Consider the following 25,749-nt stretch of genomic DNA (forward strand, 5'->3'; position numbering starts at 1 on the left):
AAGTCTATTAGTGTTTTGTTATTTCATAGACGTTCGTTTTAATTGACTGTTTCTTTAAGCGTATCTATTCTGAAGCATCGTTCCAAACCTAAATAATTTGGATCACCATGTTTTTCAGACCAAAAACCTTCTAACAAATCTTTTGATATGCATTTGTAAACCACCACACCTTTATAGACCTTATTTTCATCCTTGTAATTAAAATTAATAACTAGAATGTTGTCTCTAAAAAAGCCAAGACCCAATTGTTCTTGCGTATTGTTAATTAGCCATTTGGCCTTAATTCGGTTATATTCATCCAAGGTCAATTCTAATACACCTTTGTATTCGTTAGATTCTTCATCTTGATTACTCCCAATAATAGCATATTGTCCTGGTAATTCTTTTAGGGTCATAGATTTGTTTTTTTGAGCTTAGTGGATATGATCATGATTTTTTGCTCATTCTTATCCGTTGTAAAAAACAAATAATCATCACCACCATCAGAAATTTTCAGTTTTTTACGAATTTGATTGACCGTTTCTGGGAAGTTCCGGGTGGTAATATTCGCTTTTTTTATGCCTAATTTTTTTATCGCTTTCTTGTTAAATGGGATCACCTGATTAACCTTAAAAACGCGTCCCGGAAAATCAATGTCATCTTGTGAAGTGTATAAATGCGAATGCTTATGAAGCTTAAAAAGCTTTAATTGTTTAGCAACTTGATTAAATGCTCCTGCCTTAAGAATGGCTGCATTAGGTTCATACAAATAGGCGAGTGGTTCGCTATAATCAATTATTGTTGACGTTTCTTCGTGTAATAAAAATTGAAAATGTTCTTTGGTGGTTTTTTTAATATTTACCGTGTGGACTGTTATAGAATCGTTATAATTAGCTTCTAGAACCCATAATAGCTCCTTGACTTCATTATTTACAGCAACAACATGTATGGCATTAACATCCTTTAACTCACTTATACCAACAGTTAAGTCTAGAAGTGGAGACGTTTTAATCAGGATGTTTTTAGAACGCTTAAAGAGTAAGTCTAAATGAAATGGAATATTTGGTAGACAATCATTCAGGAAAAAAACCTTGCCTTTACTTTCATGACGTCGAGAAGGATCAACATAAATCCAATCGTAAGCTTTTGAATTGTTTTTGAGGTATTCAATGCCATTTGTTTTAATGGTATCGACGTTGTGAATATTTAATTGCCTATAATTATACGCAACAATATCTGAAAGTGCTTCATGAAGTTCGCAATGTTCAACATGTTTAAACCGTTTCGAAAAGTAAAAACAGTCAACTCCAAATCCACCAGTTAGATCTATTATAGAATCACCTGCTATCATTTCAGATTTGAATTGGGCTGTGATTTCAGATGATGTTTGCTCTATATTTAACTTATTGGGATAGTAAATATTTTTAGTATGAAACCATGTAGGAAGCTTGTTTTTACACCTCGCTTTCGCTTCAATTTGCTCAATAATTTCTTTGGTATTAACTGAATTAAAATGTGTGCCTTTTAATAGTATTGAAGCTGTGTTTGTGTCAATATTATTATTTATAAACTCTTGAACATCAGTATTTAATATTTCTTTATTCAAAGTATTGATTAAAGGTCTTTAGTTAATTTCTTAACAATCTTATTTTCAGATAAAAAGGCCTTAAGAATCACTTTTATTGCGGTATAAGCTGGTACTGCAACTATAAGCCCAATAACACCAAATAAAATACCAGTGATTAAAATAACTAGGAATATTTCTAACGGATGTGCTTTTGTTGCAGTTGAGAATATTTTCGGCTGACTGATAAAATTATCAAACAATTGCCCAACCATAAAAACGATAAATACCCAGAATGTTTTAGGTAAAATAACATCGCTAAACGATTCCCCAAGGTTGCTGGTCATGGTAAGTGTAAGCATTAAAAATGCACCTACCAATGGTCCAACATAAGGAATAAGGTTTAATAGGGCACATAAAAAAGCGATAACAACGGCATTTTCCACGCCTATGATTAACAAACCAATGGTGTAGATTACAAAAATGATTAAAATTTGAAAAATAAGTCCAACAAAGTATCGTGAGAGTAAATCTTTTATTTTAGTTGAAGAGGTTTTCCAGCGCGATTCTTTGTTATCAGGGATAAACGTGAGGATCCCATTTTCAAACAACCTGCTATCTTTCAAAAAGAAAAACGAGATAAATAACACAGAAAATAACCCAACGCTGAAACTTCCTAAACCGCTAACTACCGAGTTTAAAAAATTCGGAATTAAAGAGAAGTCTATTTTTGAAAGTAAATTGGATTGCTTTAAAGACTGCTCAACATCTATTTGGTGTATGTCAAAATATCTTATGATTTCACTGTATAAGTTTTCGATATTACCTTGAAGTTCTTCAATATTTAACAACGATAAGTTTTGACCTTGCTTGATAATTAAAGGTATAAAGAGCGCCACTAAACTTATAAAGATTCCTAAAAGCAAGACCATAGCAACTATTACGGCAATGGTATTTTTAAATTTCAACTTACGCTCTAAAAACAATACGATGGGTCTGCCTATTAAAGAAATCACAGAAGCAATGGCGATATAACCAATTACAGATTGAATTTGGTATAGAAAATAGAGTAGTAGTACAATACCAATTATAATACCCACAGCTCTTAAAATACCGTTTGAAATAGTGTTTGAATTCATATAGTAAATATATAAAACTGTTTATAAAAGTTGCTTTGTCATTTCATATAATGCAATGTTGGTGGCTTGTACCACATTCATGCTGCTATTATTTCCAAACATATCGATATGAATGATATAATCAGATAAACTCAAAACAGCTTCTGAAACTCCAAAATTCTCGTCTCCTATAACCAATACCATGGGTTTTTGTGAAGTGAACTGAAAGGTATGGATTGGTTGACTTTGGCTCGTAATTTCTAACGCAATGATTTGAAAGTCTTTCTTTTTTAATTCTTCTATGACTTCTGAAGCGTCTTTTTGAATGTCATAATTCACAACTTTCTCGGTAGCTCTAGATGTTTTAGCCATTTTTCTTCCCAACTGGATGTTCTCACCACAAAGTATCAACTTTTCAATTCCAAAAGCATCAGCAATTCTAAATAAGCTCCCAATATTTGGAGCATTAGTCACATTTTCGCAAACAAGCGTTATTGGAAATGTTCTTTGTTTAAAATTCGTATTGTAGTGGGTAAGTTGCATTTTTTTGGTCTCAGTTCTCAGTCGCAGTATTCAGTGAAAAAGATTCATGAATTCGTGGCAACTTAATTTTCAAAAGCATATTTAACAATATTGGCACCCATTTTTAGGGCCTTGTCTCTAACATCAGCCGGATCGTTGTGTACTTCTGGATCTTCCCATCCGTCGCCCAAATCACTTTCATATGTAAATAATAAAACCAAACGCTCTTCATGAAATATCCCAAAAGCTTGTGGACGTTTCCCATCATGTTCATGTATTTTAGGTAAGCCGTTAGGGAAGTTGTAAGCAGATTTAAAAATAGGATGACTACTAGGTAATTCAACCAAATCCTTATCAGGAAACACTTTTTTTAACTCTTTAGTGATGTAAGGTTCCATGCCATAATTATCATCAATATGCAAAAATCCACCAGAAACCAGGTAGTTACGTAAATTTTCAGCATCGGCTTCACTAAAAAACACATTGCCATGTCCCGTCATATGCAAGAAAGGAAACTGAAAAATGTCTGTACTCCCAACTTCAACAGTTTGGGGTTTAGTAATCATTTTTGTGTTGATATTTTCATTACAAAATTGAATCAGGTTTGGTAATGCCGTTGGGTTGCTATACCAATCGCCACCACCTTTATACTTGAGTACAGCTATTTCTTGACTCGTTCCTAAATAGAAGCTAAGGGATAAGATTATGGACAAAAATATTTTCATAAAAACTTATTCATTGGTAAAAGCAACAGAATGACACGCTACAATAGCCGCCGTTTCTGTTCGCAATCTTGTTTCTCCCAAAGTTACTGGTTTAAATCCTTTATTTATGGCTAGTTCGATTTCTTTTGTTGAAAAATCACCTTCGGGACCAATTAAAATAGTAACGTTGGTTTTAGGTTTTAATTCTTGTTTTAAAGATTTTTTATCGGTTTCCTCGCAATGCGCGATAAATAAATCACCTTTTAAATCTTCATTCAAAAAATCCTGAAGAGCTATCGCAGCATTAAGTTTTGGTAAATAGCAATTTAAAGACTGTTTCATGGCCGATTGCAAAATACGTTCAAAACGGTCTGTTTTAACAACTTTGCGTTCGCTATGCTCGCAAATAATGGGCGTTATACTATCTATACCAATTTCAGTAGCTTTTTCTAAAAACCATTCATAGCGGTCGTTCATTTTTGTAGGCGCCACAGCCAAATGCAATTGATAGTCTCGTTGGGGTTGTAACTCTTTTTTTATGATTTGAACGCTACATTTATTAATGTTTGGCACAGAAACTTCTGCAGTAAACAACCAACCAAGGCCATTTGTTATAAAAACAGTGTCACCCATATTTTTACGCAAGACTTTCACGATGTGTTTACTTTCCTCTTTAGCAAAAGTAAACTGCGTGGTATTTTCGTCAATTTCTGGGCTATAAAAAAGTTGCATTATATTTTAGATTCAACAATTTTCAAAACTTCAATTTCTGAAATATCTTTTGGGTCGTGGGTTTTCAGCACCACATAATACCAATTTTCAGAAGGAATATCTACTGTAAAAATATCATTGACATTGTAATCGGTATTAAAAATAGCAACTTCAAAATCAGGATGCATTTCACCTTCTAAAAACCATCCTAAATCACCACCTTTTTTAGCATTACCATCCATAGAATATTGTTTCGCTAAAAAATCAAATGGGGCACCGTTATGGTATTGCGCGATAATTTTATCTCTCAAATCATTAAGTTCGTCAAGACTATATTCCGCACCATCTAAATAAATGTAAGCGACTCTGTGATAAGTTTTTTCTGTTTTATTAATGACTTTGAAATAGGTTTTCTCAAACTCATTTTCATTTATTTTTGTCCCGCCTATATTTTGCTTAAAGAGCTCTTTTGCTAAAATGGTTTTATGTTTTTCTTCATTAAAAACTATAATTTTATTCTTTTTAGACGCTTTAGTTTCTAGATAAGATTTAACCTGTTCTGGCGATTCCAAAACTTTTAATTCTTCCTCAACCGAGGTTTGAGCTGTTAGAATGATAGAAAAACAAATAAAAAATAAAGAAAGTAATTTTTGTAACATGTGGCTTTTTTTGAATTCAAATTCAAATTTAAAAGGAATACTGAGCGATATGCTAAAAGAAAAAAGAAGTTTTTAAGAAGGCATTGTTTATAACTTTCGAAACACTGAAGTGAATTAAAAAATTTAAATCTTCAATCGGGCAGAAGCTGAAACATCTTGGTTTGCAAAATCACCTTCAAGAAATTTTAAGTAACCAACAATAGCAATCATAGCCGCATTATCGGTAGTAAACTCAAACTTAGGAATATAGGTAGTCCAGCCAAATTTTTGTTCTCCGTCTTTTAATGCTTTCCTAATGCCAGAATTTGCAGAAACGCCGCCGCCAATAGCAATATGTTTTATTCCCGTTTGCTTGGTAGCAAGTTTTAATTTGTCAATCAAAATCCCAATAATGGTGTATTGAATGGAAGCACAAATATCATTCAAATGTTCTTCAACAAAATTTGGATTCGCCTTGGTTTCTCTTTGAACAAAATAAAGGATAGCCGTTTTTAAACCAGAAAAGCTAAAATTGAGACCATCAACCTTTGGCTTGGTGAATTTAAACGCTTTAGGGTTTCCTAATTGCGCACGTTTATCAATTTCAGGACCAGCAGGATAGCCTAAGCCTAATATTTTTCCACTTTTATCGTAAGCTTCACCCACAGCATCGTCAATGGTTTCGCCAATAACTTTCATATCGAAATAATCATCAACTCTAACAATCTGAGTATGTCCACCAGAAATGGTCATGGCTAAAAAAGGAAATGGCGGTTTATCAAAGCCATCTTCATCTATAAAATGCGCTAAAATATGCCCTTGCATGTGGTTCACATCAATTAATGGAATATTTAAACCGTAGGACAACGATTTAGCAAACGAGGTTCCCACTAATAAACTCCCCATAAGTCCTGGACCTTTAGTAAAAGCCACAGCACTGAGCTGATTTTTAGAAATACCCGCCTTTTTTATGGCTTGATGAACTACCGGAATAATGTTCTGCTGATGCGCTCTTGAAGCCAATTCTGGTACCACACCACCGTATTCCTCGTGTATTTTTTGGCTCGCAACAACATTGCTTAAAATACGACCGTTATGTATTACAGAGGCCGCTGTATCATCGCAAGAAGACTCTATTCCAAGAATATAAATATTTTGTGAAGACATTAATAAAAATTAGGCACAATAATTGTTAATTTTGAAAACGAATAAACATCTCAACTGTTACTTTTATTCGTAAATACAAAACTACTCATTTAATTTTCAATAAGGAAGTAAATTGAGTTTGTGTGGTTTACCATAGACCGATTTATAAAATAATTGATAACTAAGGAAAAGTAGTTTATTCTTAATAAAGTTATAACTTTAAGGGCATCAAAAAATTTCTAAAAATACTGTCAAAAATAGCAGGTATTCTGCTTATGCTGTTCATCATTTTGGTGTTGGTGCTTTCTATTCCCTTTGTTCAAACAGGTTTGGGTAAATATGCAACAAAACAGTTAAACAACGAATTTAAAACCAACATCAATATTGGTAAAGTAAGTTTGCAGTTTAATGGCGATGTAGAGCTTAAAGAAATTTACATTGAAGATTACAAAAAAGACACATTAATTAGTATTGTAGAGCTTAACACCTCTATTTTAAGTTTCAGAAATTTATACAACGGGAATTTGGTTTTTGGTGATATTGATATCGAAAACTTGTTATTCAATATTAAAACGTACAAAGACGAACCACTATCTAATCTTAATGTTTTTGTTGAAAAATTTGAAAGCGACAACCCCAGAAAAGAAAAAAGTAGTTTTTTATTATCCTCGAGCGATGTCTCAATTTATGATAGCGTTTTTACCCTTTCAGATGAAAACAAAGAAACCACAGAAGTACTTCATTTTGACAATTTAAATATTAATGCCACAAACTTTTTAATTAACGGCAGCGATGTTAGTGCACGAATCAACACCTTAGCGTTTAAAGACAGTAGAGGTGTAGAGGTTAAAAACATGATGACCGATTTTGCATACACCTTGCAAGACATGACGTTTGCTAATCTTCAAATAAAAACACCTGGATCTGTTTTAAAGGGCGACTTAAAATTTAAATATCAGCGTGAAGATTTACAATTCTTTACCGATAAGGTATTAGTAGAAGCCAGCTTTAAGGATTCCAACGTGTTACTCGATGAGCTTAACACCTTTTACAACGAGTTTGGTGTCAATCAGTCTGCCCGATTTAGTGTTGATTTATCAGGAACACTAAACGATTTACATACCAATAACTTAAAACTAAACACCAATTACAACACAAGGGTTTACGGCGATATAAACTTTAAAAACCTATTTAATAAGGAAGAAGATAATTTTTTAATGGACGGAAGTTTTAGCAATTTATCTTCAACATATAAGGATTTAACTGGCATGTTGCCTAACGTTTTAGGTGAAGCTATACCAACGTCTTTTGATAGATTAGGATATTTTACAATCACAGGAAACTCGCAAGTCACCGCTTCAAAAGTAATTGCCGATATTCAAATGAATACCGCATTAGGCTTGGTTGATTCCAATCTTGAAATCACAAAAATAAACGACATTGATAATGCCGATTATAAAGGAAAAATCGCATTTCAAGAATTCGATTTTGGCATCTTTTTAAACGACCCTAACGTAGGCGTAGGCTCATTAGATTTTGATGTAAATGGCAAAGGGTTCATTGCCGAAAAAATTGATACGCAAGTTAAAGGTGATGTCTTTGAACTCATTTATAACGATTACAATTACAAAAACATAAAAGTAGCGGGTAATGTCAAGAACAAAATATTTGATGGAAATTTAAATGTAAATGATAGCAATTTGCAATTAAACTTTACCGGATTAGTAGACTTCTCGCAAAAGATAAGGAAGTACGATTTTGAAGCTGTTGTAGATTATGCCAATTTAAACACGCTCAATTTCATAAAAAAGGACAGTGTTTCCATTTTTAAGAGTCGGGTTAAAATGAACATGAATAGCAGTAATTTTGATGATGCTTTTGGTAAAATTACTTTTGCGAATACCAGCTATCAAAACCAGAACGACACCTATTATTTTGAGAGTTTCGATGTGTCTTCACGATTTGAAAATGAAATGCGTTTTGTAGAAATTAGCTCACCAGATATTATTCAAGGCGAGTTAAAAGGACGCTTCTTTTTAAAAGATTTGAAAAAACTATTTGAAAATTCTATTGGTAATATTTACACCAACTATGTGCCACATAAAGTAGATAACAATCAAAGCATCGACTTTAATTTCAAAATTTATAATAAAATTATTGAAGTTATTTATCCTGAGGTTGAATTGGGTAAAAACACCTTTATCCGAGGACGTGTTGAAAGCGATGAAAAAAAGTTTAAACTTACGTTTAAGTCACCTAAAATACGTTATATCGAGAACTTCGTTGATAACATAGAATTGCAAGTAGATAACAGTAATCCGCTGTTTAATACTTATGTTGAGATTGATAGTTTAAATACAAAATATTATAACGTTTCTAAATTCAGTTTAATTAATGTAACCTTAAGTGATACCCTTTTTATGCGATCGGAGTTTCAAGGTGGTAAACGTAATAAAGATATATTTAATTTAAGTTTTTACCATACTATAAATGCCGAAAATGAATCGGTTATTGGATTCAAACAATCCGATGTTACCATAAAAGACAACAAATGGTTTATCAACGAAAATCAGGATAAATTCCATAAAATTTCCTTCGATAAAAAACTCACAAAATTCAATCTCGATAAGTTTAGAATCAATCATGAAAATGAAGAAATTAAACTCTCTGGTTTCATTAAAGATTCAACCCAAAAAGATATTAAACTCAATTTCACCAATGTCGATTTAGCTAAAATTACGCCCGATATAGACAGTCTATCCTTGGCTGGTAATGTTAATGGGAAACTCGATATTTTACAGAAAAACGGCAGTTATTTACCGAATTCAACCATTGTTGTGGACGATTTAAAAGTGAATGATTATCTCCTAGGCTCGTTTGATGCCACTATTTCAGGAAACGAATCACTTACCAACTATAAAGTGGATGCTACCATTAAGAATGATATCGATAAATCGTTTAGTGCCAAAGGCGATATCTCGGTTTCAGGTAGAAAGGCATCTATAGATGTGGCTATTAACTTGAATAAATTCGATCTATTTCCGCTTAATCCGTTGCTCGATGGTGTCTTATCCAACATTCGTGGAAAGGCCAATGGCAAAATTCAAGTGGTTGGCGATTTAAAGAAACCAGATATTAATGGCGACTTGATATTAAATAACGGAGGTTTAGGTATTCCTTACCTAAATGTAGATTATGCTTTTAATAACAACTCATCGATAACCTTAAAAAACCAAAGTTTTATTTTTAACGATGTTGCTTTAACGGATACTAAATTTAATTCTAAGGGTTATGTGAATGGCTCTTTAAGTCATGTCAATTTTTCAAAATGGAGCCTCGGATTAATTATTACCACGCCACGGTTACTTATCTTGGATACTCCAGAAACTGAAGAATCATTGTACTATGGTACAGGCTTTATAGGCGGTCGCGCAACTATTAACGGGCCTACAGAGCAATTGGTTATTAATGTAATTGGTGAAACGAAAAGAGGCACGGTATTTAAAATCCCTTTGACGGATGCCGAATCTTTTGGAGACAATTCATACATCCATTTTATTACTAAAGAAGAAAAAGAAGCACGAAGAAAAGGTGTTGAAGTGGTATTTGATGAAATTAAAGGACTAGAGCTCGATTTCGATTTAGATGTTACCGAAGATGCCGAGGTTGAAATCATCATCGATAAAGATACGGGCCACTCTTTAAAAGGTCGAGGTAGAGGCGGACTCCTAGTAGAAATAAACACCAACGGAAAATTTGATATGTGGGGCGATTTCGCGGTATTTGAAGGGGTTTATAATTTCGCATACGGTGGTATTATTCAAAAGCAATTCATAGTACAACCTGGTGGTACATTAGCATGGGAAGGCGACCCGCTCGATGCAGAAATAAACATGTTAGCCATTTACAAAACGCAGGCCAACCCATCACCATTGCTTGACAATCCTATTAATAGAAGTATTCCTGTAGAATTACATATTGAGATTACGGGGAATTTAGAGCAACCCAAACCCGAGTTTAGTTTCGAGTTTCCTAATGTAAGTTCTACCATTAAATCAGAGCTTAATTATCGTTTAGAATCTAAAGATGAACGCGACCAACAAGCCTTGTTTTTAGTATCTACGGGGTCGTTTTCTAGCGGACTTAACAGTTTAAATGCGTCAGGTACAATTGCTGAACGATTAAATGGTATCTTAAATGGTATTTTTACTTCAGAAGATGGTAAAGTAAACGTTGGCATCAACTACGAAGCGGGACAAAACAGACCCGATTATCAAACCGACGACAGATTTGGTGTAACCCTGCAAACACAAATTAGCGATCGTGTTTTAATAAACGGTAAAGTAGGGGTGCCGGTAGGTGGGGCTACAGAAACGGTTATTGCTGGCGACGTGCAAATCGATTTTCTGTTAAATGAAGAAGGTACGTTAACCGCCAATGTATTCAATAGAGAAAACAGCATCCGAAATTTCGGAGAAGATATTGGTTATACACAAGGTGTAGGTTTATCTTATAATGTCGATTTTGACACCTTCAAAGAATTAATAAGAAAGCTTTTCAAAAAAGAGAAAAGAGTTCAGGAATCGAATCCCGAAACGTCCGAAAATGAAGATGAAAATACCACTCCAGAGTACATTTCATTCAAGTCAACTTCAGAGAAATAGTCCGTTTTTACCCATTATTTTCTAGCCGTAAACTTTTTTTTATCAACTAAAACGTTATAGTTTTAAAAGTGTTGTTAATTTACTGTAAATGCTATAGATATGTGCTTTTTGTTTAGTAATTTTACCTTGTTAAATGAAATAATTAATGTCACAAAAGATAAAAAAAATTGCCGTTTTAACTTCAGGAGGAGATTCTCCAGGAATGAATGCAGCCATTCGTTCGGTAGTTAGAACTTGTGCTTATCATAAAATTGAATGCGTTGGTGTTTACCGAGGTTATGAAGGATTGATTGAAGGCGATTTTAAAGAAATGAATGCCAGAAGCGTTCGAGGTATTATCAATAAAGGAGGTACCATTTTAAAATCGGCACGTTCAAAAGAATTTAGAACTGTTGAAGGTCGCCAAAAGGCCCATGAAGCACTTAAAAAAGCCGGAGTTGAAGGATTAGTAGTTATTGGTGGAGATGGTTCGTTTACCGGAGCTTTAATCTTTAATCAAGAATTTGGCTTCCCAGTAATGGGTATTCCTGGAACAATTGATAACGATATATTTGGTACATCACATACTTTAGGTTTTGATACCGCTTTAAATACGGTTGTAGAAGCTATCGATAAAATACGTGATACAGCAAGTTCACATAACAGACTATTCTTTATAGAGGTTATGGGTCGCGATGTTGGTCATATTGCATTAAATGCAGGTATAGCTGGTGGTGCCGAAGAAATTTTAATCCCTGAAGAAGATTTAGGATTAGACCGATTGGTTGATTCATTAAATAAAAGTAGAACCTCAGGAAAATCATCGAGCATCGTAATCGTTGCTGAAGGTGATAAAATAGGAAAGAATATATTCGAACTTAAGGATTACGTAGACCAAAATATGGAAGGTTACGACGTTAGAGTATCTGTTTTAGGACACATGCAACGTGGTGGTGCACCGTCTTGTTTTGATCGCGTTCTTGCGAGTAGAATGGGTGTAAAAGCTGTAGAATCCATGCTAGGTGGCGAAACCAATTTTATGGTGGGTCTCATGAATGGTAAAATGCTACTAACACCTTTAGATAAAGCCATTAAAGGAAAAACAAAAATAAACTTAGAATTATTGCGTGTCTCAGACATCATGAGCACTTAACATTTATAAACACGATTATGTCAAAATTAAAAATTGGAATTAACGGATTTGGAAGAATAGGTAGAATTGCTTTTAGAGTAGCAGCTTCTAGACCAAATGATATCGAAGTAGTAGGTATTAATGATTTACTAGATGTTGATCATTTAGCTTACTTATTAAAATTTGATTCAGTTCACGGACAATTTGATGGTACTATCGAAACAAAAGATGGTAACCTAATTGTAAACGGAAACACTATTCGCGTAACTGCAGAGCGTAACCCAGAAGATTTAAAATGGGATGCTGTAGGAGCAGAGGTTGTTTTAGATTGTACTGGTATCTTCACAAACATAGAAGGTGCTCAAAAACACATTACAGCAGGAGCTAAGAAGGTTGCAATTTCTGCACCATCTGCAGATGCACCAATGTTTGTAATGGGAGTAAACCACAAACAAATTACAGCTGCTGATACCATTGTATCTAACGCATCTTGTACTACTAACTGTTTAGCGCCATTAGCTAAAGTTATTCACGATAAATTCGGAATTGCTGAAGGTTTAATGACTACAGTTCACGCAGCTACTGCAACACAATCTACTGTTGATGGTGTTTCAAGAAAAGATTACAGATTAGGACGTGCTTCTTTAAACAACATCGTACCAGCTTCAACTGGTGCTGCTAAAGCGGTTGGAAAAGTAATTCCTGAATTAAACGGAAAATTAACAGGTATGGCTTTTAGAATCCCAACTGTTGATGTATCTGTGGTAGATTTAACATGTCGTTTAGAGAAACCAGCGCCATGGGCGGAAATCAAGAAAGCTTTAAAAGATGCTTCTGAAGGTGAATTAAACGGTGTTTTAGGATATACTGAAGAAGGTGTTGTATCTCAAGATTTCGTATCAGAACCTAAAACAAGTACATTCGATGCTAACGCAAGTATGGCATTAAATGACGGTTTCGTAAAATTAGTTTCTTGGTATGATAATGAGTTTGGTTACTCAACTAAATTAGTTGATTTAGCTCAACATATCGGAGCTTTAAAATAATAATTAATATATTACCACAGTATGGTTCTTCGGAAGCATGCTGTGGTTTTTTTTTTGTGAAACTCATTTTGATACGTTTTTAAACGCATTCAAAACTGTGAGTTGAACAACATACCAGCTGAAACTAAGTTCAAAGGTCACCATGAGCGCAGTCTAAAGGTTTTTTGTTATAACAACTTAAACTGCTTTCTGTTTCATCAAGAACCTTTTCTTTTCAGTTAATTACTTTACTTGTAATATGTTGTTATGCAACATGTTATTAATCTTTTAATTCTAAGTCTTATGATTTTAATTGTTGATAGTGGTTCTACAAAATCCGATTGGATAGCCGTTGATATTAATGGAAAACAACTTTTAGAGAAGTTAAGAACAAAAGGTCTTAATCCTGAAATTTTAACGCAAAAGAAGCTCAAAAAAACAATTAAAAATAACGAGATTTTAAAAGCGCACAAGGATGCTGTAACCCATGTGTACTTTTACGGTGCAGGTTGCGGAACAGACCGTGGTAAAGATTTAGTTTACAGTGCTTTGGATGAATTTTTTGTAAACGCCAATATTACAGTTGAAGAAGATACTATGGCTGCAGTTTACGGCACCATTAATAAAGTAGACGAAGCAGCAGTGGTGTGTATTTTAGGCACCGGTTCAAATTGTAGTTATTACGATGGTAAAAAACTACACCAGCGCGTGCAATCATTAGGTTATATTTTAATGGATGATGCCGCAGGTAACTATTATGGTAAGCAATTAATACGCGATTATTATTTCAACCATATGCCAGAAGATATTAAAGTCGCTTTTGGTAGTAAATACAATTTAGAAGCCGATTATGTAAAGTATAACATTTACAAACAGCCACATCCTAATGCGTATTTGGCAAACTTTGCCGAATTTATGTTTTTAAACAAAGATTCAGATTATATTATAAACCTTATTAAAAAGGGACTTCGCATTTTTGTTGAGAATTATATCATGCAGTACAAAGAAGAGCTCAAAACCGTTCCTGTACATTTTGCAGGGTCTATCGCCTTTTTTGCACAAAATGAAATCAAAGAAGTAGCACAAGAAATGGGCTTTACGGTTGGTAATTTCGAACGTAGACCTATAGAAGGCTTGGTTAAATTTCATACCACAGGCATATAAATCACGCTTATGCCTAAGCATAAAGCCTTTTACATATCCAATACCGAGAACAAAAAGCAACTGCTTAAACAGATTACGTCAGGCCAGTGGTTTAAAGAGATCAACACCCTAAAAGGCGCTGTATTTTCAGATTTTACAGTCAATGCCTTTATAGAAGAAGAAACCCGTCACGGGCAATTCGATGTGCAAACCGCCACGACAAACAGTTTAAAAAATTCTTCCGAAGGCGAACGCAAACGGGCCTTACTCCAGCATATTTTAAAATCGAAACCCGAATATATAGTTCTTGATAATGTTTTTGATTGTTTAGATGTGGAAGCACAAACCAACATCGAAACCACACTCACACAATTAAGTCAGCATACACAAATTATCCAAGTGGCGACTAGAAAGCGCGATGTTTTAGACTTTATAGAAGACATTTATGTGCTAGAAGATGGCGAACCCAAATTGTATGTAGAAACTGCACAAACCAACCACAAACATTTCACCCAAGCCTTACCACAACCTTACGAGTTGGATAGGGAAACCTTCAACCCACTCATACAACTCAACAACGTATCGGTGAGTTATGGCGAACGCCCAATTATTAAAAACATCAATTGGGAAATAAAACCCGGAGAGTTCTGGCAACTTATTGGCCCTAACGGATCTGGAAAAAGCACTATTCTTTCGTTAATTTCTGGCGATAACCCCAAAGGCTATATGGCAGATATGACTCTGTTTGGTATAAAAAAGGGCAGTGGCGAAACCGTTTGGGATATTAAAAAACACATTGGCTTTTACACCTCCGAAATGCTTCGTGGGTTTAAACGCAGAGATACTATTGAAAGCATGATTATTTCTGGGTTTGTAGATTCTATAGGCTTGTACAGTTACCCCACCGATAGGCAAATGCGTATTGCACAACAATGGATCTCGCTACTCAACATGAGCGCCATTAAAGATAAAAGCTTTCAGTTTTTATCTAATGGGCATAAACGCTTGGTACTTATTGCCAGAGCCATGGTAAAACACCCGCCACTACTTATTTTAGATGAACCTACCAACGGACTAGACGATACCGATTCTCAATTATTCTCAGAACTGGTAAACAAAATAGCCCAAGAAAGCGATACCGCTATTATTTATGTATCGCACCGAAAAGAAGACTTTATTAAACCCGATTTTGTTTTTGAGTTGACGCCACACCCAAATGGCTCTGTAGGCAGAAGCTTATAGTACTGTAGTATTTGCAGTTCCTCACCTGTATTTGCATTTCTTCGAATAATATTTTACTTACAAGTTTATTTTTTTAGTTTTAGAAGGTGTGAATAACCTAAAGTGCTTTTATCCTATTTAATTTGATAGATAAAATGTATACAGGTTGTTTTAAAATACGTTAGGGGCAAGTTGACTATACGTAACGGATAAGACAAAAAATGAGTTCAGATAAAAACAAAACGTGATGGACAAAAATTTTAAAAAAATAACACAGATTTTCATATTTCTCATCTTACCAATAGCATTGTATGGGCAAAAAGATGTGACACAATTTCTTGACATTCCAATTGATGGATTTAAACCCGAAATGATAAAGAAATTGAAATCTAAAGGATACACAATAAATCGGTATAGTGAAGATATTTTAGATGGCGAATTTAATGGGACTGATGTCAATATAGGCATGGCGACGAACAATAACAAAGTGTGGCGAATTGCTGTTATGGATGCTAATTACACAGATGAAATAAATATTAAAATTAGATTTAATAATCTTATCCGGCAATTTATGAATAATGAAAGATATGTAAGTGAACCAGATTCAACAATAGCCAAATACACCATACCTAAAGATGAAGATATTTCCTATGAAATTACAGTTCACAAAAAAAGATACGAGGCGATATTTTATCAAAAGTCTATAAAATATGACTCTTTAAGTAGAGAATTAGAAAGAAAAAAAGAACTTCTTACTCAAAAAGATTCTCTGAATGATAAAGAATTTAAAATATTACAGCCCTTAATAGTAGAATTAGTAACCGAATCCATGAATAGCATAAATAAACCAGTTTGGTTTATGATTGATGAAGAATATGGAAAATATCGTATTTTGATGTACTACGAAAATGAATATAACAAAGCAGATGGAAGCGGTCTTTAAAAAATTAATATAAAACCTGCCCCTAACAATGGCTATAAGTAATTGCTTGTTCTCGCCTACTTCTGAAAATCCTCGCGGATTTTTAGTTTGGTGTGTACTTGCAAAGTTAATTGCTAACCCACGCAACTACTCATAGCCGAGACCGTTGTGTGTAATTTGCCAAATGACAGATAAAAAACATAAAATAGAAATTGAATTTTTAGACCACGTAGCAATTCGAGTTGTTGATATGGAAGCTTCTGCAATTTGGTACGAAAAAGTATTGGGACTAAAACGTTATCAATTACCTGAATGGGGAGATTTTCCAATCTTTTTACTTTCTGGAAAATCTGGAATTGCATTGTTTCCTGCGAATACAATTGATACTAAACTTGAACCAACTTCAAAAAATGTAAAAATTGACCATTTTGCATTTAATGTGACAAGTGAAAATTTTGAAAAAGCTAAAAAAAGATATACCGAATTAAATTTGGAATTTCACATCCAAGACCATCATTACTTTGATTCGATATACACAAAAGACCTTGATGGACATACTGTTGAATTAACGACTATTAAAGTGAATGAACGAGAATTTTATAAATAAAAAACTACACACAACAATGTATAACCGCAATTACGGCGGATTCGACTACGTCCGAATCCACTCGAATTTGCTAATGCCTTTTTAAACCGAGAAGTAACGTATATATCTAAAATAACGAACTAGACAACACCGCCCAATTATTCTCAGAATTGGTAAACAAAATAGCCCAAGAAAGCGACACTGCTATTATTTATGTATCGCACCGAAAAGAAGACTTTATTAAACCCGATTTTGTTTTTGAGTTGACGCCACACCCAAATGGTTCTGTAGGTAAAAAAATATAATATAAGTTTAATTTTATTTCATTAAATAATCTTTTACTTACATAAATTTTTATATTTTTATGAGATAACTAATCGTGCTCTTATCATATTTAATTTGATAGATTAATTGTATAAGATTGTTTTAAAAGACGATAGCCGCAATTTAAAAAAACCATTATTGAAAGAATTTTACAATATAGAAACCATAGGAAAGCTGATAGTTGGAATAACTGGAGCAATAGCCGCATTTGGAAAATTAAGAGAAACCTTTGCTTCAATTAGGAGAAAGCAAGAATTAAAACTTGATTTAGAAATATTAGAAAAGATTAAAGAAAATAGTTCTTTTGAGAGTTTAGAAATAGAAGAAAAAATAAAAAGCAAATTAGAAGATGCTTTTCAAGACTCTTCAGAAACTTGGACTGAATTTTTAGTGGGAATTGCCGTTTTTATTGGATTCGGATTTTGGACTGTCGATTTATTTAAAAACTCTGACAGTTTCAATGGGTGGATTATACTAACTTTATTCTGTTCATTACTTGGATTGACTATGCTTTTCGGAAAAACTAATACTAAAAAGAACAAAGAAGTTTTCTATCAAATAGGATTTTTTGACAAAGCGAATTTTCAAATTAGTATAATATTAATTCTGTTTACAGGGATTATTACACCAATCATGATATGGAAAATGGACGGATTTTCATTCTGGCAGTTTTTATCAGGTTTGTTTTTTTTTCTTGGAATCGTTAGTGTTTTTAGGAATACTAGACGGATTAAAAATAGTAGCTAACATTGTATAAAAATAATGCCTAAGTCAATTCCTAAATCTAAATATAGTGCTAGTTTGCTTGCACTTGATTTTCCTTCGGAAAATCCTCCCGCTCAAACTATGCACTATTCTTTTGCTTAACCGTTGTGCTTCATGTTAAAAACTAACTGCATTGAAATGAACTCAAATGAAAAACAAATACTCTGATTGGTTTAAAGTAGATTTACATATTCACACTGACTTTAGTAATCAAACAAAACCGAATGATTATGACGGAACTTTTGACATATCAGTTTTAAAATCAAAACTAATAAAAAATGATGTTAAATTATTTTCACTTACCGACCATAATATTATCAATTCTAAAGCCTATGAAGATTATTATAACTCATTTTCTGAAGGCGACCCAATTCTTTTAGTTGGGTGTGAATTTGATATAAAAGTTAAGCAAAATGACGGCAGTTTTTTAACTTACCATACTCTTTTAATATTTAATGAAAATAACACCATTAAAGCAAATGAAATTTCAAATATAATTGAAACTCATTTTGCAACTAATGGTATTGATATGAAAGATAGAAATTTAACCATTGACCAAGTTTTTGAATTGTTCAGTTCATATCAATTTTTCTATATTCCTCATGCTGCTGGTCATAAGAACATTATTGAAGCATATAAACCAACAAATATTGCAAAAGCACAAGAAATGGTTTTACTTATGGAATGTGCTCATGAAAAAGTTAAGGAAAAAAGTACTCAAATTATTAACGCAGGGTTTGACAAATTAAAAGAACCTGATTTCCAAAATAAAGAAGACGAAGCATTTATAAATTTTTCAGATAATCACAATTGTAATATATATCCAACTCCCAAAAGTGGAACTCCACATGAATTTTATTGTTTAAAAGGAGAGCCAACTTATGAAACTTTAAGATTCGCTTGTATCGACCCTTTATCACGCATTAGAAAACAAACTGATGTAGATTTACTAAAAAATGTAAATAAGTACATTTCATCTATTAAAATTGAAAATATAAAAGATGTTGAAAACTGTGAAATAGAATTTAGTCCCAATTTGAATGCAATTATCGGAGGTGCTTCATCCGGAAAAAGTTTATTATTTAATCTTATTGGAAAAAAAATAGAAAACAACAAGCATAAATTTAACAGGTATCACAAAGAGGATTTAAACTCACTTATAAAAGCTTCTAATAGTCAAAATTATCAAAATTCTTTACATTTTAATAGTGACGAAATAATCTACATAAATCAAGGAGATATAGTAAATTATTTTGAAGAAGGCGACTTAACTAAATTGGTTAAAGAATCAGAAAAAAATGAAGAACTAACAATTGCAGAAGAAAATATCAAATCTAGAAGGTCACAATTATCAAATGAATTTGATGATTTCAACAATTCATATCACCAAGATTTTTCAATTCAAGAAGGTGATTTTGAAAATATGTTGAGCGATAGTTTTTATTTCGTTGAAATAAATTCAGCTATAAATACTATAGACTTTGAGGAAAAAGATAATCTCTTAAATAAAATATCATCTAATACAGAAACTTTAAGAGAAGATAAAGTATTTGAATTTTTAGTTGAAGAAATAGAATTAATCGAGCAATTTGAAAGATTGATTCTAGAAAAGAAAGAACTAATACAACTAAAAAAGAATCTTCAAATGAAAAGGGTTAGCTTCATAAACGATGTTAATCAAATAATTAGACAAAAAAATAGCCAACTAAATTCAACATCACGAGCAAAAAATGCTTCTATAGAACGTAGAAACAACTTAATAACATCTTGTAATAAATTATTTAAATCAGCATCAAAATTTAATAGAACAACTGAAATATTACAAAATTATGAATATCAAACAGCTGAAAATATTGAAATTAATGAATCTGTTAAACTCACATTAGAAGTAGAAAATAATATTAATTTATCTAATTCAATTATTGGTTGTTTAAACTTTGGACATTCAGATAGTACAATCTATATAAATTATTTAGGTCTTGTAAAAGACAATTCTCAAATAAAAAATTATAATGAGTATTCAAAGCAGATTTTAGCAAATAAGATAATAAGTTCGACGAATATAATTTTAGAAAAATTTAATTCCCCTACTTCATATTTAGATTATGGCGTAAATGGAAATTCTAAAAATAAATCACCGGGTTATAATTCAGAAATGTACTTAAAAACAATTCTTCAACAGGAGAATTGTAAACTTGTGATGATTGACCAACCAGAAGATAATTTAGGCAATAGTTTCAAGAATGAAGACCTTATTAAATTATTAAGAGATCACAAGTTTAAGAAGCAGATTATTATAGTTACCCATAATCCTTCTATAGTTGTTTATGGTGATTCTGAAAATATAATACTTGCAAAAAATGAAAATGAAAAAATATCATATGAACAATTAGTTTTAGAACGTAAAGAAAATCAAGAATTAATAATAGATAATTTGGATGGCGGAAAATATATTTTTGATATGCGTTCTAGAAAATACAACATAAAAAAATTACTTAACTCATGATAAAAGTAAAAAACAAGTTCAACGAATCTAATTTAGAAATTAATTTTTCTAGAGATACTCAATCGATAAAAGACATTACTATCCATACATCTAACGATGTAAACTTCAAAGAATTAATTGACTATCTACTAGAAATTATAACAGAAAAAGAAAATCTTGAAATAGAATATGATGATTTTGAAGACCAAGAAAATGTTGAAAAACTTGAGTTAATAAAAGGTACTATTAATGAAATTTATGAAAAATTCAATGCTTCTATTGTTATAAATAGTGAAGTAAATGTAACAGATGATGAAACTGAAGAACAAAATGATGATTTACCTTTTTAAAACACGAGAGATTAACAACGTGTATAATTAATTGCTATTGCGGGCTTACTTTTGAAAATCCAATCAGATTTTCTATTAGCTTTGTATTTACTAACGTTACCTTTAAATCAAAAAACCTAATAATGACCACAACCCTAAAAAATGGCATTTTAGTTTTCAGCACCGTATTCCTATTTGGATGTTCATCAAGTGATGATAAAGCTAATGATAATGCTGATTGCATGAAAACCATAACCATTCCGCAATATTATTTTATAAATAATCAATCGTATAGTTATGAAACGACGCAAGAATTACCTTGTGATTTTCCAGAACCCACAGAACCAGAATTGATTCAAGCCCCTGCATTAGAAGGCTTCACGTATGAAGTTTTAAAGTTTGAGTTTACACCGGATACAGGCAACAATACATCGCGATTACAATTCGAAATCAAATTAAATAATCCAAACGACTATGCAGTTTCTGGAGTGCCTATGCTCACCATGAATGCAGATGGCTTAGTAACAACAGCCAGTTTTTCTAATTATGCTTCGGTGCCCTGTCTTGAAATTGGTGCAAATTCAAGTTGTATTTTAACTTTCGATCAAGAAAGTTCTTTAGACTTAGCTGTAATTAATTCCATCCAATTATTAAACGTGGAATATTTTCTCATCAACTAGGATTAGTTTCATCTAAAACTATGGCTTTAGTCAATTCTTTTAATGCCGCAAAGCACAAAACAATCACACCCTCCATTTTATTTTTCGTACCTTGATAACTAGCTATTAATCAAATAAATACGAAATTATGAAATCAAGAACATTAGTGATGATGCTTATTCTTTTGGCTTTGGCCATAACCAATTGCAAGCAAACCGACAAAGCAATGGTTGTTGAAACCCCTGTAGACCTTTTAAATGAACCCTTCCCAGAAGCTCAAGAAGCTGTAAAACTTACGATGGACAGTATTTTACAAAGTGTTAAGGATGGCGATTTGGATAAACTCATTTCCTTCCATGCCTATGGCCCGAAATTCACAGAATTTAAAAATGGGGAACCTAGAAATGATGGCGCTGAGAATGAAAAATTTGAACGCGGCGTTTTTGGTTCAGTTACCGAAGTGGTGAAATTCGATGTGAACGACATGAAAATTGCCGTTTTTGATAACGTCGCGAACGTGACCATGCACACCGATTTTCATTTAAAATTTGGAGAAGACCTCGCGGTGGTTAACGAACAAATGACCTTGTTATTTCTAAACACCGATAAAGGTTGGAGAATTGTGCACGAACACCATTCGGAGCTAAAGCAACCGGAAGCAGCCGAATAAATACCGTTTAAACCGCAGGCCTGATATCGACAGCCACTTTCATTTTGTTGTCACCAGAACTGTAAATCACACCTTTTAAAGGCGGCACATCATAATAATCGCGACCATAAGCGGTAATAATGTGCTGGTTTTGAGGTATTTGATTGTTTGTAGGATCGAAATCTACCCATCCAAAAGTGGGGATATACACCGAGAACCACGCATGCGACGCATCGGCACCTACAAGTTTTTCTTTTCCTGGTGGCGGTAAAGTTTCAATATAACCACTCACATAACGCGCGGGCAACCCAACCGAACGCACACAAGCAATAGCAATTTGAGCAAAATCTTGACAAACCCCTTTCTTTTGCAAAATCACGTCGTGAATAGGCGTCGCCACATTTGTAACATTTGGGTTGAACTCAAATTCGGTGTAAATGCGTTGCATCAATTCGTAAGCCGCCTCAAAAATAGACCGATTGGGCTGAAAAGAGACTTCGGCATAGGCTCGTATTTCTGGCGAAATATTCGCAATAAGCACAGATTCTAAAATAAACTGCTTCACATCCCACAATCCCGGATCTTGATGTTTTAAATGCTGCAAACCTTCCGATAAGGTGATGCTTTTTCCACTAACAGATTGGTGGATATCGGGCATTAGCGTATGATCTTTTTCAATGGTGCTTACCGCAATTACCTTTAAGGTTTTATGATAGTCTTGAATTGAAAAGCGGGTAATGGTATTGCCAAAAAAGTCTGTTTTCTCTGAAAAGTCAGTCGGTTTCGGATGAATTTCTAAAGCATAATTCACTACTTTTTGCCCCAACATATCTTTCGGTTTCAACGTGGCAATGTTATGACAAAACGTAACGCCATTTTCGTATTTATAACTCGTGGTATGTGATAAACGATATAACATTTAGGTTATGGGGAAATTTTGATTAGCCAATTGAGTTTGCTGATACGAATGGTTGAAATAGGTATCGGAAATCGCCATAGAGGTGTTATGCAGCAAATCGCTTAGTTCTGCTAATAAATCGTCTAAATTCGGTCGAATACTACCATCAGAACTCAGAAGCAGCAAGTTTTCAATATTTAAGCTTTGCATTTTACGATGCGCTTCATCAATTTTTTGCTGGCAAATAGAAACTTGGTTTGAGCCTTCAGAATAGGGGAGTCGGTCTATATCTTTCTTTATCCGATTGATTTGATAAGTCAACGATTTGGCGTAATCTTTATCTAATAAAATAAGCTTAATCACATTCTCTAAACTCAAATACGAACGGTAACTATAACGGTAAATATTAAGACTTTCATGACTGGTTAATAGCGACTCTAAAATTTCGTATTGCAGCTGCTCGTTGTAATTAGAAACCAATAACGAACGGCATTTGGCCACATTCATCATGGCTTGTTCGGTTTGTAAACCTATAAAATAAAGCAGCAACCCTTGGTTGACTAAAATGCTTTCTTCAATAAGCCCCATAAAGGCAATCAATCTGGTAATAATGCGGTCTAAAACTTTGGAAAGCTCAATCACCGAATAATTTTCGGCGTCTTTAAATTTGCGCCATTGTTTATTAATGCCATCAAAAACGCGCCACATGTCTTTAGACCATAAGCTACGTAAAGAATAATACGAGTTATTAAAACTTGAAAGCGTTTGTGCAAAACTCCCGTAACGCTTCTCGTCGAGCATTAACGACACAATTTCTTCCAAAGGATTGTTTAAGCGTTTTTCTGAACCTTTACCAACAAAACCAGGAAAAGTAGAGGTGATGTGTGTTATGGATTTATACAACAATTCTAAACTTTCAGATTCCGATTTTCGGTTGTTGTATTGCTCTTGCGTCATACGATTCAGCACCATGCGTAAATAACGCGCGGTGACTAAAGCACGCCCTAAATAGCGTCCAGACCAATACAGGTTTTCTGCTGTATGACTCGGTAAATCGTTAATATCGGATATCGTTTGATTGGAAGCATTGTCCCAAGAATAATTTTGAATGTAATTTTGAGGCGAATCAGAAACCACCCAAAAATCTTTACTGATGCCACCACGTTGGTTGGACACAAACAAATTTTCGCGTTCTGAAGCCACACGCACTAAACCACCGGGCATGATACTATAACCGCCTTGTTTAGCAATGGCAAAGGTTCTGCACATCACTTTTCTGGGTTCTAAAATACCATTGGTGAAATTTGGCGCTGTAGAGAATGATATTTTTTCTTGTGCGACAAATTGATAGGGTGTTTGTTCTATTTCTTGTCTGAGTTTATTAAGCGCCGTTTCATCTAAAAACTCACAGAAAAAGATGTTTTCTCTATTCGATCTGTCGATACGTTTCACGACTAAATCTTTCAAATGATTTAAGACGTAATCGCGTTCTTTTTGTTGTCCGCACCACCAAGACGCAATTTGTGGTAAAATTAAATCTTCGTTAAAAAAGTATTTACATATGGCATTCATAAACGGGATAAGCCCCGAGTTTTCAATTATACCGCTACCAATAGGGTTCACGATACTGACTTGTTGTTCTCGTACCACTTCCATAAGGCCAGCAACACCGAGATAAGAATCTTCACGTAATTCTAAAGGATCCATAAACACATCGTCCACACGTCTTAAAACCACATCAACTTGTTTGAGTTGCTTTAAGGTTTTCATCCAAAGCTTGCCATTTCTAACAATTAAATCGTTACCCATAACCAACGGATACCCTAAAAACGAAGCCAAATAGGCATGTTCAAAATAGGTTTCGTTATGCGGACCCGGAGTTAGAATCACAATATTAGGATTGCTTTTATTTTGAGGCGCCGCATCAATAAGCATTTGATTGAACTCATGAAAAAACTGCGAAGGTTGCTTCAAATGTATATTTTGAAAGATATTGGGCATGACTCTGTTAAGCGCATACCTATTTTCTAGAGCATAACCCATACCTGATGGTGCTTGCGTTCGGTCGCTTACCACCCACATACGGCCGTCTGGTCCTCTGGCTAAATCTGCCGAATAAATGAGTAAATTTTTAGAGGCTGGATATTGAATTTGATCGCATTGCCTCAAAAATCCGCGATGTGCAAATATCACTTCCTGCGGTATAATGCCATGTTTTATAAGTGCTCTTTCCCCGTAAATATCTTTTAAAATGAGGTTTAATAATTCGGCACGCTGTTGAAGACCTCTTTCAATGGTGTTTTCCCATTCCGTTTGATGAATTAAAAAAGGCACGATGTTCAATCCCCAAGAACGGTGCATCCCGTTAGGATCGTTATACACGTTATAGGTTACACCATTTTCTTCCATTAACCAATTGACTTCGTCTTGCTTCGCATTGAGATTATTCGGTCCTACTTGAGATAAATTTGTAAGCAAACGTTCCCAATTGGGGTTTATAGACATATCAGATTTCAATACTTCATCATAATTTCTAAAATCAGAAAAATAATTTTGAAATAGTGTATTTGAATCTATGGACATAGG

The 25,749-nt window shown here is 33.7% G+C and carries 22 protein-coding genes; 12 read left to right on the forward strand and 10 right to left on the reverse strand.

The window, feature by feature from the left end; all coding sequences use genetic code 11:
* Positions 1-38 precede the first annotated feature (38 nt).
* The 8 genes from BUA46_RS09775 to tsaD form a co-directional block, all read right to left on the reverse strand.
* A complete protein-coding gene (locus BUA46_RS09775) occupies positions 39-395 on the reverse strand; it encodes a hypothetical protein (RefSeq protein ID WP_019386438.1) in 357 nt (118 codons plus the stop codon).
* Positions 392-1,585 (reverse strand): THUMP-like domain-containing protein, encoded by a 1,194-nt coding sequence (locus tag BUA46_RS09780; protein WP_019386437.1) that lies wholly within the window; start codon positions 1,583-1,585, stop codon positions 392-394. Before BUA46_RS09780 ends, BUA46_RS09775 begins: the two co-directional genes overlap by 4 nt.
* Positions 1,586-1,593: 8 nt before the next feature.
* A complete protein-coding gene (locus tag BUA46_RS09785; protein WP_019386436.1) occupies positions 1,594-2,682 on the reverse strand; it encodes an AI-2E family transporter in 1,089 nt (362 codons plus the stop codon).
* 21 nt (positions 2,683-2,703) lie between these two features.
* The gene (locus BUA46_RS09790; protein ID WP_019386435.1) at positions 2,704-3,204 is read right to left on the reverse strand and encodes a TrmH family RNA methyltransferase; all 501 of its coding nucleotides are present in this window, start codon (positions 3,202-3,204) and stop codon (positions 2,704-2,706) included.
* A gap of 62 nt (positions 3,205-3,266) precedes the next feature.
* Positions 3,267-3,908, reverse strand: a complete 642-nt coding sequence (locus BUA46_RS09795; protein ID WP_019386434.1) for a DUF4159 domain-containing protein — start codon at positions 3,906-3,908, stop codon at positions 3,267-3,269.
* Between the two features lie 6 nt (positions 3,909-3,914).
* On the reverse strand, positions 3,915-4,619 hold the full coding sequence (locus BUA46_RS09800) for a 16S rRNA (uracil(1498)-N(3))-methyltransferase (protein WP_019386433.1): 705 nt from the start codon (positions 4,617-4,619) through the stop codon (positions 3,915-3,917).
* The gene (locus BUA46_RS09805; protein WP_019386432.1) at positions 4,619-5,257 is read right to left on the reverse strand and encodes a peptidylprolyl isomerase; all 639 of its coding nucleotides are present in this window, start codon (positions 5,255-5,257) and stop codon (positions 4,619-4,621) included. Before BUA46_RS09805 ends, BUA46_RS09800 begins: the two co-directional genes overlap by 1 nt.
* Before the next feature lie 123 nt (positions 5,258-5,380).
* The gene (gene tsaD, locus BUA46_RS09810; protein ID WP_019386431.1) at positions 5,381-6,403 is read right to left on the reverse strand and encodes a tRNA (adenosine(37)-N6)-threonylcarbamoyltransferase complex transferase subunit TsaD; all 1,023 of its coding nucleotides are present in this window, start codon (positions 6,401-6,403) and stop codon (positions 5,381-5,383) included.
* A gap of 254 nt (positions 6,404-6,657) precedes the next feature.
* Between tsaD and BUA46_RS09815 the strand changes: the two genes are divergently transcribed.
* The 12 genes from BUA46_RS09815 (at position 6,658) to BUA46_RS09870 (ending at position 22,286) form a co-directional block, all read left to right on the forward strand.
* The gene (locus BUA46_RS09815; protein ID WP_019386430.1) at positions 6,658-11,046 is read left to right on the forward strand and encodes a translocation/assembly module TamB domain-containing protein; all 4,389 of its coding nucleotides are present in this window, start codon (positions 6,658-6,660) and stop codon (positions 11,044-11,046) included.
* A 145-nt stretch (positions 11,047-11,191) separates the two neighbouring features.
* Entirely contained in the window at positions 11,192-12,178 is a 987-nt protein-coding gene (pfkA, locus tag BUA46_RS09820) for a 6-phosphofructokinase (protein ID WP_019386429.1), read from the forward strand.
* 17 nt (positions 12,179-12,195) lie between these two features.
* Positions 12,196-13,203, forward strand: coding sequence for a type I glyceraldehyde-3-phosphate dehydrogenase (gene gap / locus BUA46_RS09825; RefSeq protein ID WP_019386428.1), 1,008 nt, complete (start codon positions 12,196-12,198; stop codon positions 13,201-13,203).
* A 282-nt stretch (positions 13,204-13,485) separates the two neighbouring features.
* Positions 13,486-14,346 carry an N-acetylglucosamine kinase gene (locus BUA46_RS09830; RefSeq protein WP_026009918.1) on the forward strand — a complete coding sequence of 287 codons (861 nt, stop codon included), beginning with the start codon at positions 13,486-13,488 and terminating at the stop codon, positions 14,344-14,346.
* 9 nt (positions 14,347-14,355) lie between these two features.
* Positions 14,356-15,567, forward strand: a complete 1,212-nt coding sequence (locus BUA46_RS09835) for an ATP-binding cassette domain-containing protein (protein ID WP_019386426.1) — start codon at positions 14,356-14,358, stop codon at positions 15,565-15,567.
* A 304-nt stretch (positions 15,568-15,871) separates the two neighbouring features.
* A complete protein-coding gene (locus BUA46_RS09840; RefSeq protein ID WP_202801134.1) occupies positions 15,872-16,489 on the forward strand; it encodes a hypothetical protein in 618 nt (205 codons plus the stop codon).
* A gap of 163 nt (positions 16,490-16,652) precedes the next feature.
* Positions 16,653-17,075: a VOC family protein gene (locus BUA46_RS09845; RefSeq protein WP_019386424.1), complete on the forward strand. Its 423-nt coding sequence runs from the start codon at positions 16,653-16,655 to the stop codon at positions 17,073-17,075.
* A 441-nt stretch (positions 17,076-17,516) separates the two neighbouring features.
* Entirely contained in the window at positions 17,517-18,125 is a 609-nt protein-coding gene (locus BUA46_RS09850) for a hypothetical protein (protein WP_143148110.1), read from the forward strand.
* Positions 18,126-18,291: 166 nt separating this feature from the next.
* Positions 18,292-20,649, forward strand: coding sequence for a hypothetical protein (locus BUA46_RS09855; protein WP_019386421.1), 2,358 nt, complete (start codon positions 18,292-18,294; stop codon positions 20,647-20,649).
* On the forward strand, positions 20,646-20,978 hold the full coding sequence (locus tag BUA46_RS09860; RefSeq protein ID WP_019386420.1) for a hypothetical protein: 333 nt from the start codon (positions 20,646-20,648) through the stop codon (positions 20,976-20,978). The genes BUA46_RS09855 and BUA46_RS09860 overlap by 4 nt, the downstream gene beginning before the upstream one ends.
* A 122-nt stretch (positions 20,979-21,100) precedes the next feature.
* The gene (locus BUA46_RS09865; RefSeq protein WP_019386419.1) at positions 21,101-21,637 is read left to right on the forward strand and encodes a hypothetical protein; all 537 of its coding nucleotides are present in this window, start codon (positions 21,101-21,103) and stop codon (positions 21,635-21,637) included.
* Positions 21,638-21,764: 127 nt separating this feature from the next.
* Positions 21,765-22,286 (forward strand): nuclear transport factor 2 family protein, encoded by a 522-nt coding sequence (locus BUA46_RS09870; RefSeq protein WP_019386418.1) that lies wholly within the window; start codon positions 21,765-21,767, stop codon positions 22,284-22,286.
* 7 nt (positions 22,287-22,293) lie between these two features.
* Here the strand turns inward: BUA46_RS09870 and BUA46_RS09875 are convergent, their stop codons facing one another.
* Positions 22,294-23,184 carry a transglutaminase family protein gene (locus BUA46_RS09875; RefSeq protein ID WP_019386417.1) on the reverse strand — a complete coding sequence of 297 codons (891 nt, stop codon included), beginning with the start codon at positions 23,182-23,184 and terminating at the stop codon, positions 22,294-22,296.
* Positions 23,185-25,746, reverse strand: coding sequence for a circularly permuted type 2 ATP-grasp protein (locus BUA46_RS09880; protein WP_019386416.1), 2,562 nt, complete (start codon positions 25,744-25,746; stop codon positions 23,185-23,187).
* Between the last annotated feature and the right edge of the window lie 3 nt (positions 25,747-25,749).

This window comes from Algibacter luteus (assembly GCF_900141715.1).
In the GTDB taxonomy this organism is placed as follows: domain Bacteria; phylum Bacteroidota; class Bacteroidia; order Flavobacteriales; family Flavobacteriaceae; genus Arenitalea; species Arenitalea lutea.

Bases quoted from the DNA above. Each gene is read 5' to 3' on its own strand.
- BUA46_RS09775 (WP_019386438.1), bottom strand. From the start codon at position 395: ATGACCCTAAAAGAATTACCAGGACAATATGCTATTATTGGGAGTAAT.
- BUA46_RS09785 (WP_019386436.1), bottom strand. From the start codon at position 2,682: ATGAATTCAAACACTATTTCAAACGGTATTTTAAGAGCTGTGGGTATT.
- BUA46_RS09790 (WP_019386435.1), bottom strand. From the start codon at position 3,204: ATGCAACTTACCCACTACAATACGAATTTTAAACAAAGAACATTTCCA.
- BUA46_RS09795 (WP_019386434.1), bottom strand. From the start codon at position 3,908: ATGAAAATATTTTTGTCCATAATCTTATCCCTTAGCTTCTATTTAGGA.
- BUA46_RS09800 (WP_019386433.1), bottom strand. From the start codon at position 4,619: ATGCAACTTTTTTATAGCCCAGAAATTGACGAAAATACCACGCAGTTT.
- BUA46_RS09805 (WP_019386432.1), bottom strand. From the start codon at position 5,257: ATGTTACAAAAATTACTTTCTTTATTTTTTATTTGTTTTTCTATCATT.
- tsaD (WP_019386431.1), bottom strand. From the start codon at position 6,403: ATGTCTTCACAAAATATTTATATTCTTGGAATAGAGTCTTCTTGCGAT.
- BUA46_RS09815 (WP_019386430.1), top strand. From the start codon at position 6,658: ATGCTGTTCATCATTTTGGTGTTGGTGCTTTCTATTCCCTTTGTTCAA.
- pfkA (WP_019386429.1), top strand. From the start codon at position 11,192: ATGTCACAAAAGATAAAAAAAATTGCCGTTTTAACTTCAGGAGGAGAT.
- gap (WP_019386428.1), top strand. From the start codon at position 12,196: ATGTCAAAATTAAAAATTGGAATTAACGGATTTGGAAGAATAGGTAGA.
- BUA46_RS09830 (WP_026009918.1), top strand. From the start codon at position 13,486: ATGATTTTAATTGTTGATAGTGGTTCTACAAAATCCGATTGGATAGCC.
- BUA46_RS09835 (WP_019386426.1), top strand. From the start codon at position 14,356: ATGCCTAAGCATAAAGCCTTTTACATATCCAATACCGAGAACAAAAAG.
- BUA46_RS09845 (WP_019386424.1), top strand. From the start codon at position 16,653: ATGACAGATAAAAAACATAAAATAGAAATTGAATTTTTAGACCACGTA.
- BUA46_RS09855 (WP_019386421.1), top strand. From the start codon at position 18,292: ATGAAAAACAAATACTCTGATTGGTTTAAAGTAGATTTACATATTCAC.
- BUA46_RS09860 (WP_019386420.1), top strand. From the start codon at position 20,646: ATGATAAAAGTAAAAAACAAGTTCAACGAATCTAATTTAGAAATTAAT.
- BUA46_RS09865 (WP_019386419.1), top strand. From the start codon at position 21,101: ATGACCACAACCCTAAAAAATGGCATTTTAGTTTTCAGCACCGTATTC.
- BUA46_RS09870 (WP_019386418.1), top strand. From the start codon at position 21,765: ATGAAATCAAGAACATTAGTGATGATGCTTATTCTTTTGGCTTTGGCC.
- BUA46_RS09875 (WP_019386417.1), bottom strand. From the start codon at position 23,184: ATGTTATATCGTTTATCACATACCACGAGTTATAAATACGAAAATGGC.
- BUA46_RS09880 (WP_019386416.1), bottom strand. From the start codon at position 25,746: ATGTCCATAGATTCAAATACACTATTTCAAAATTATTTTTCTGATTTT.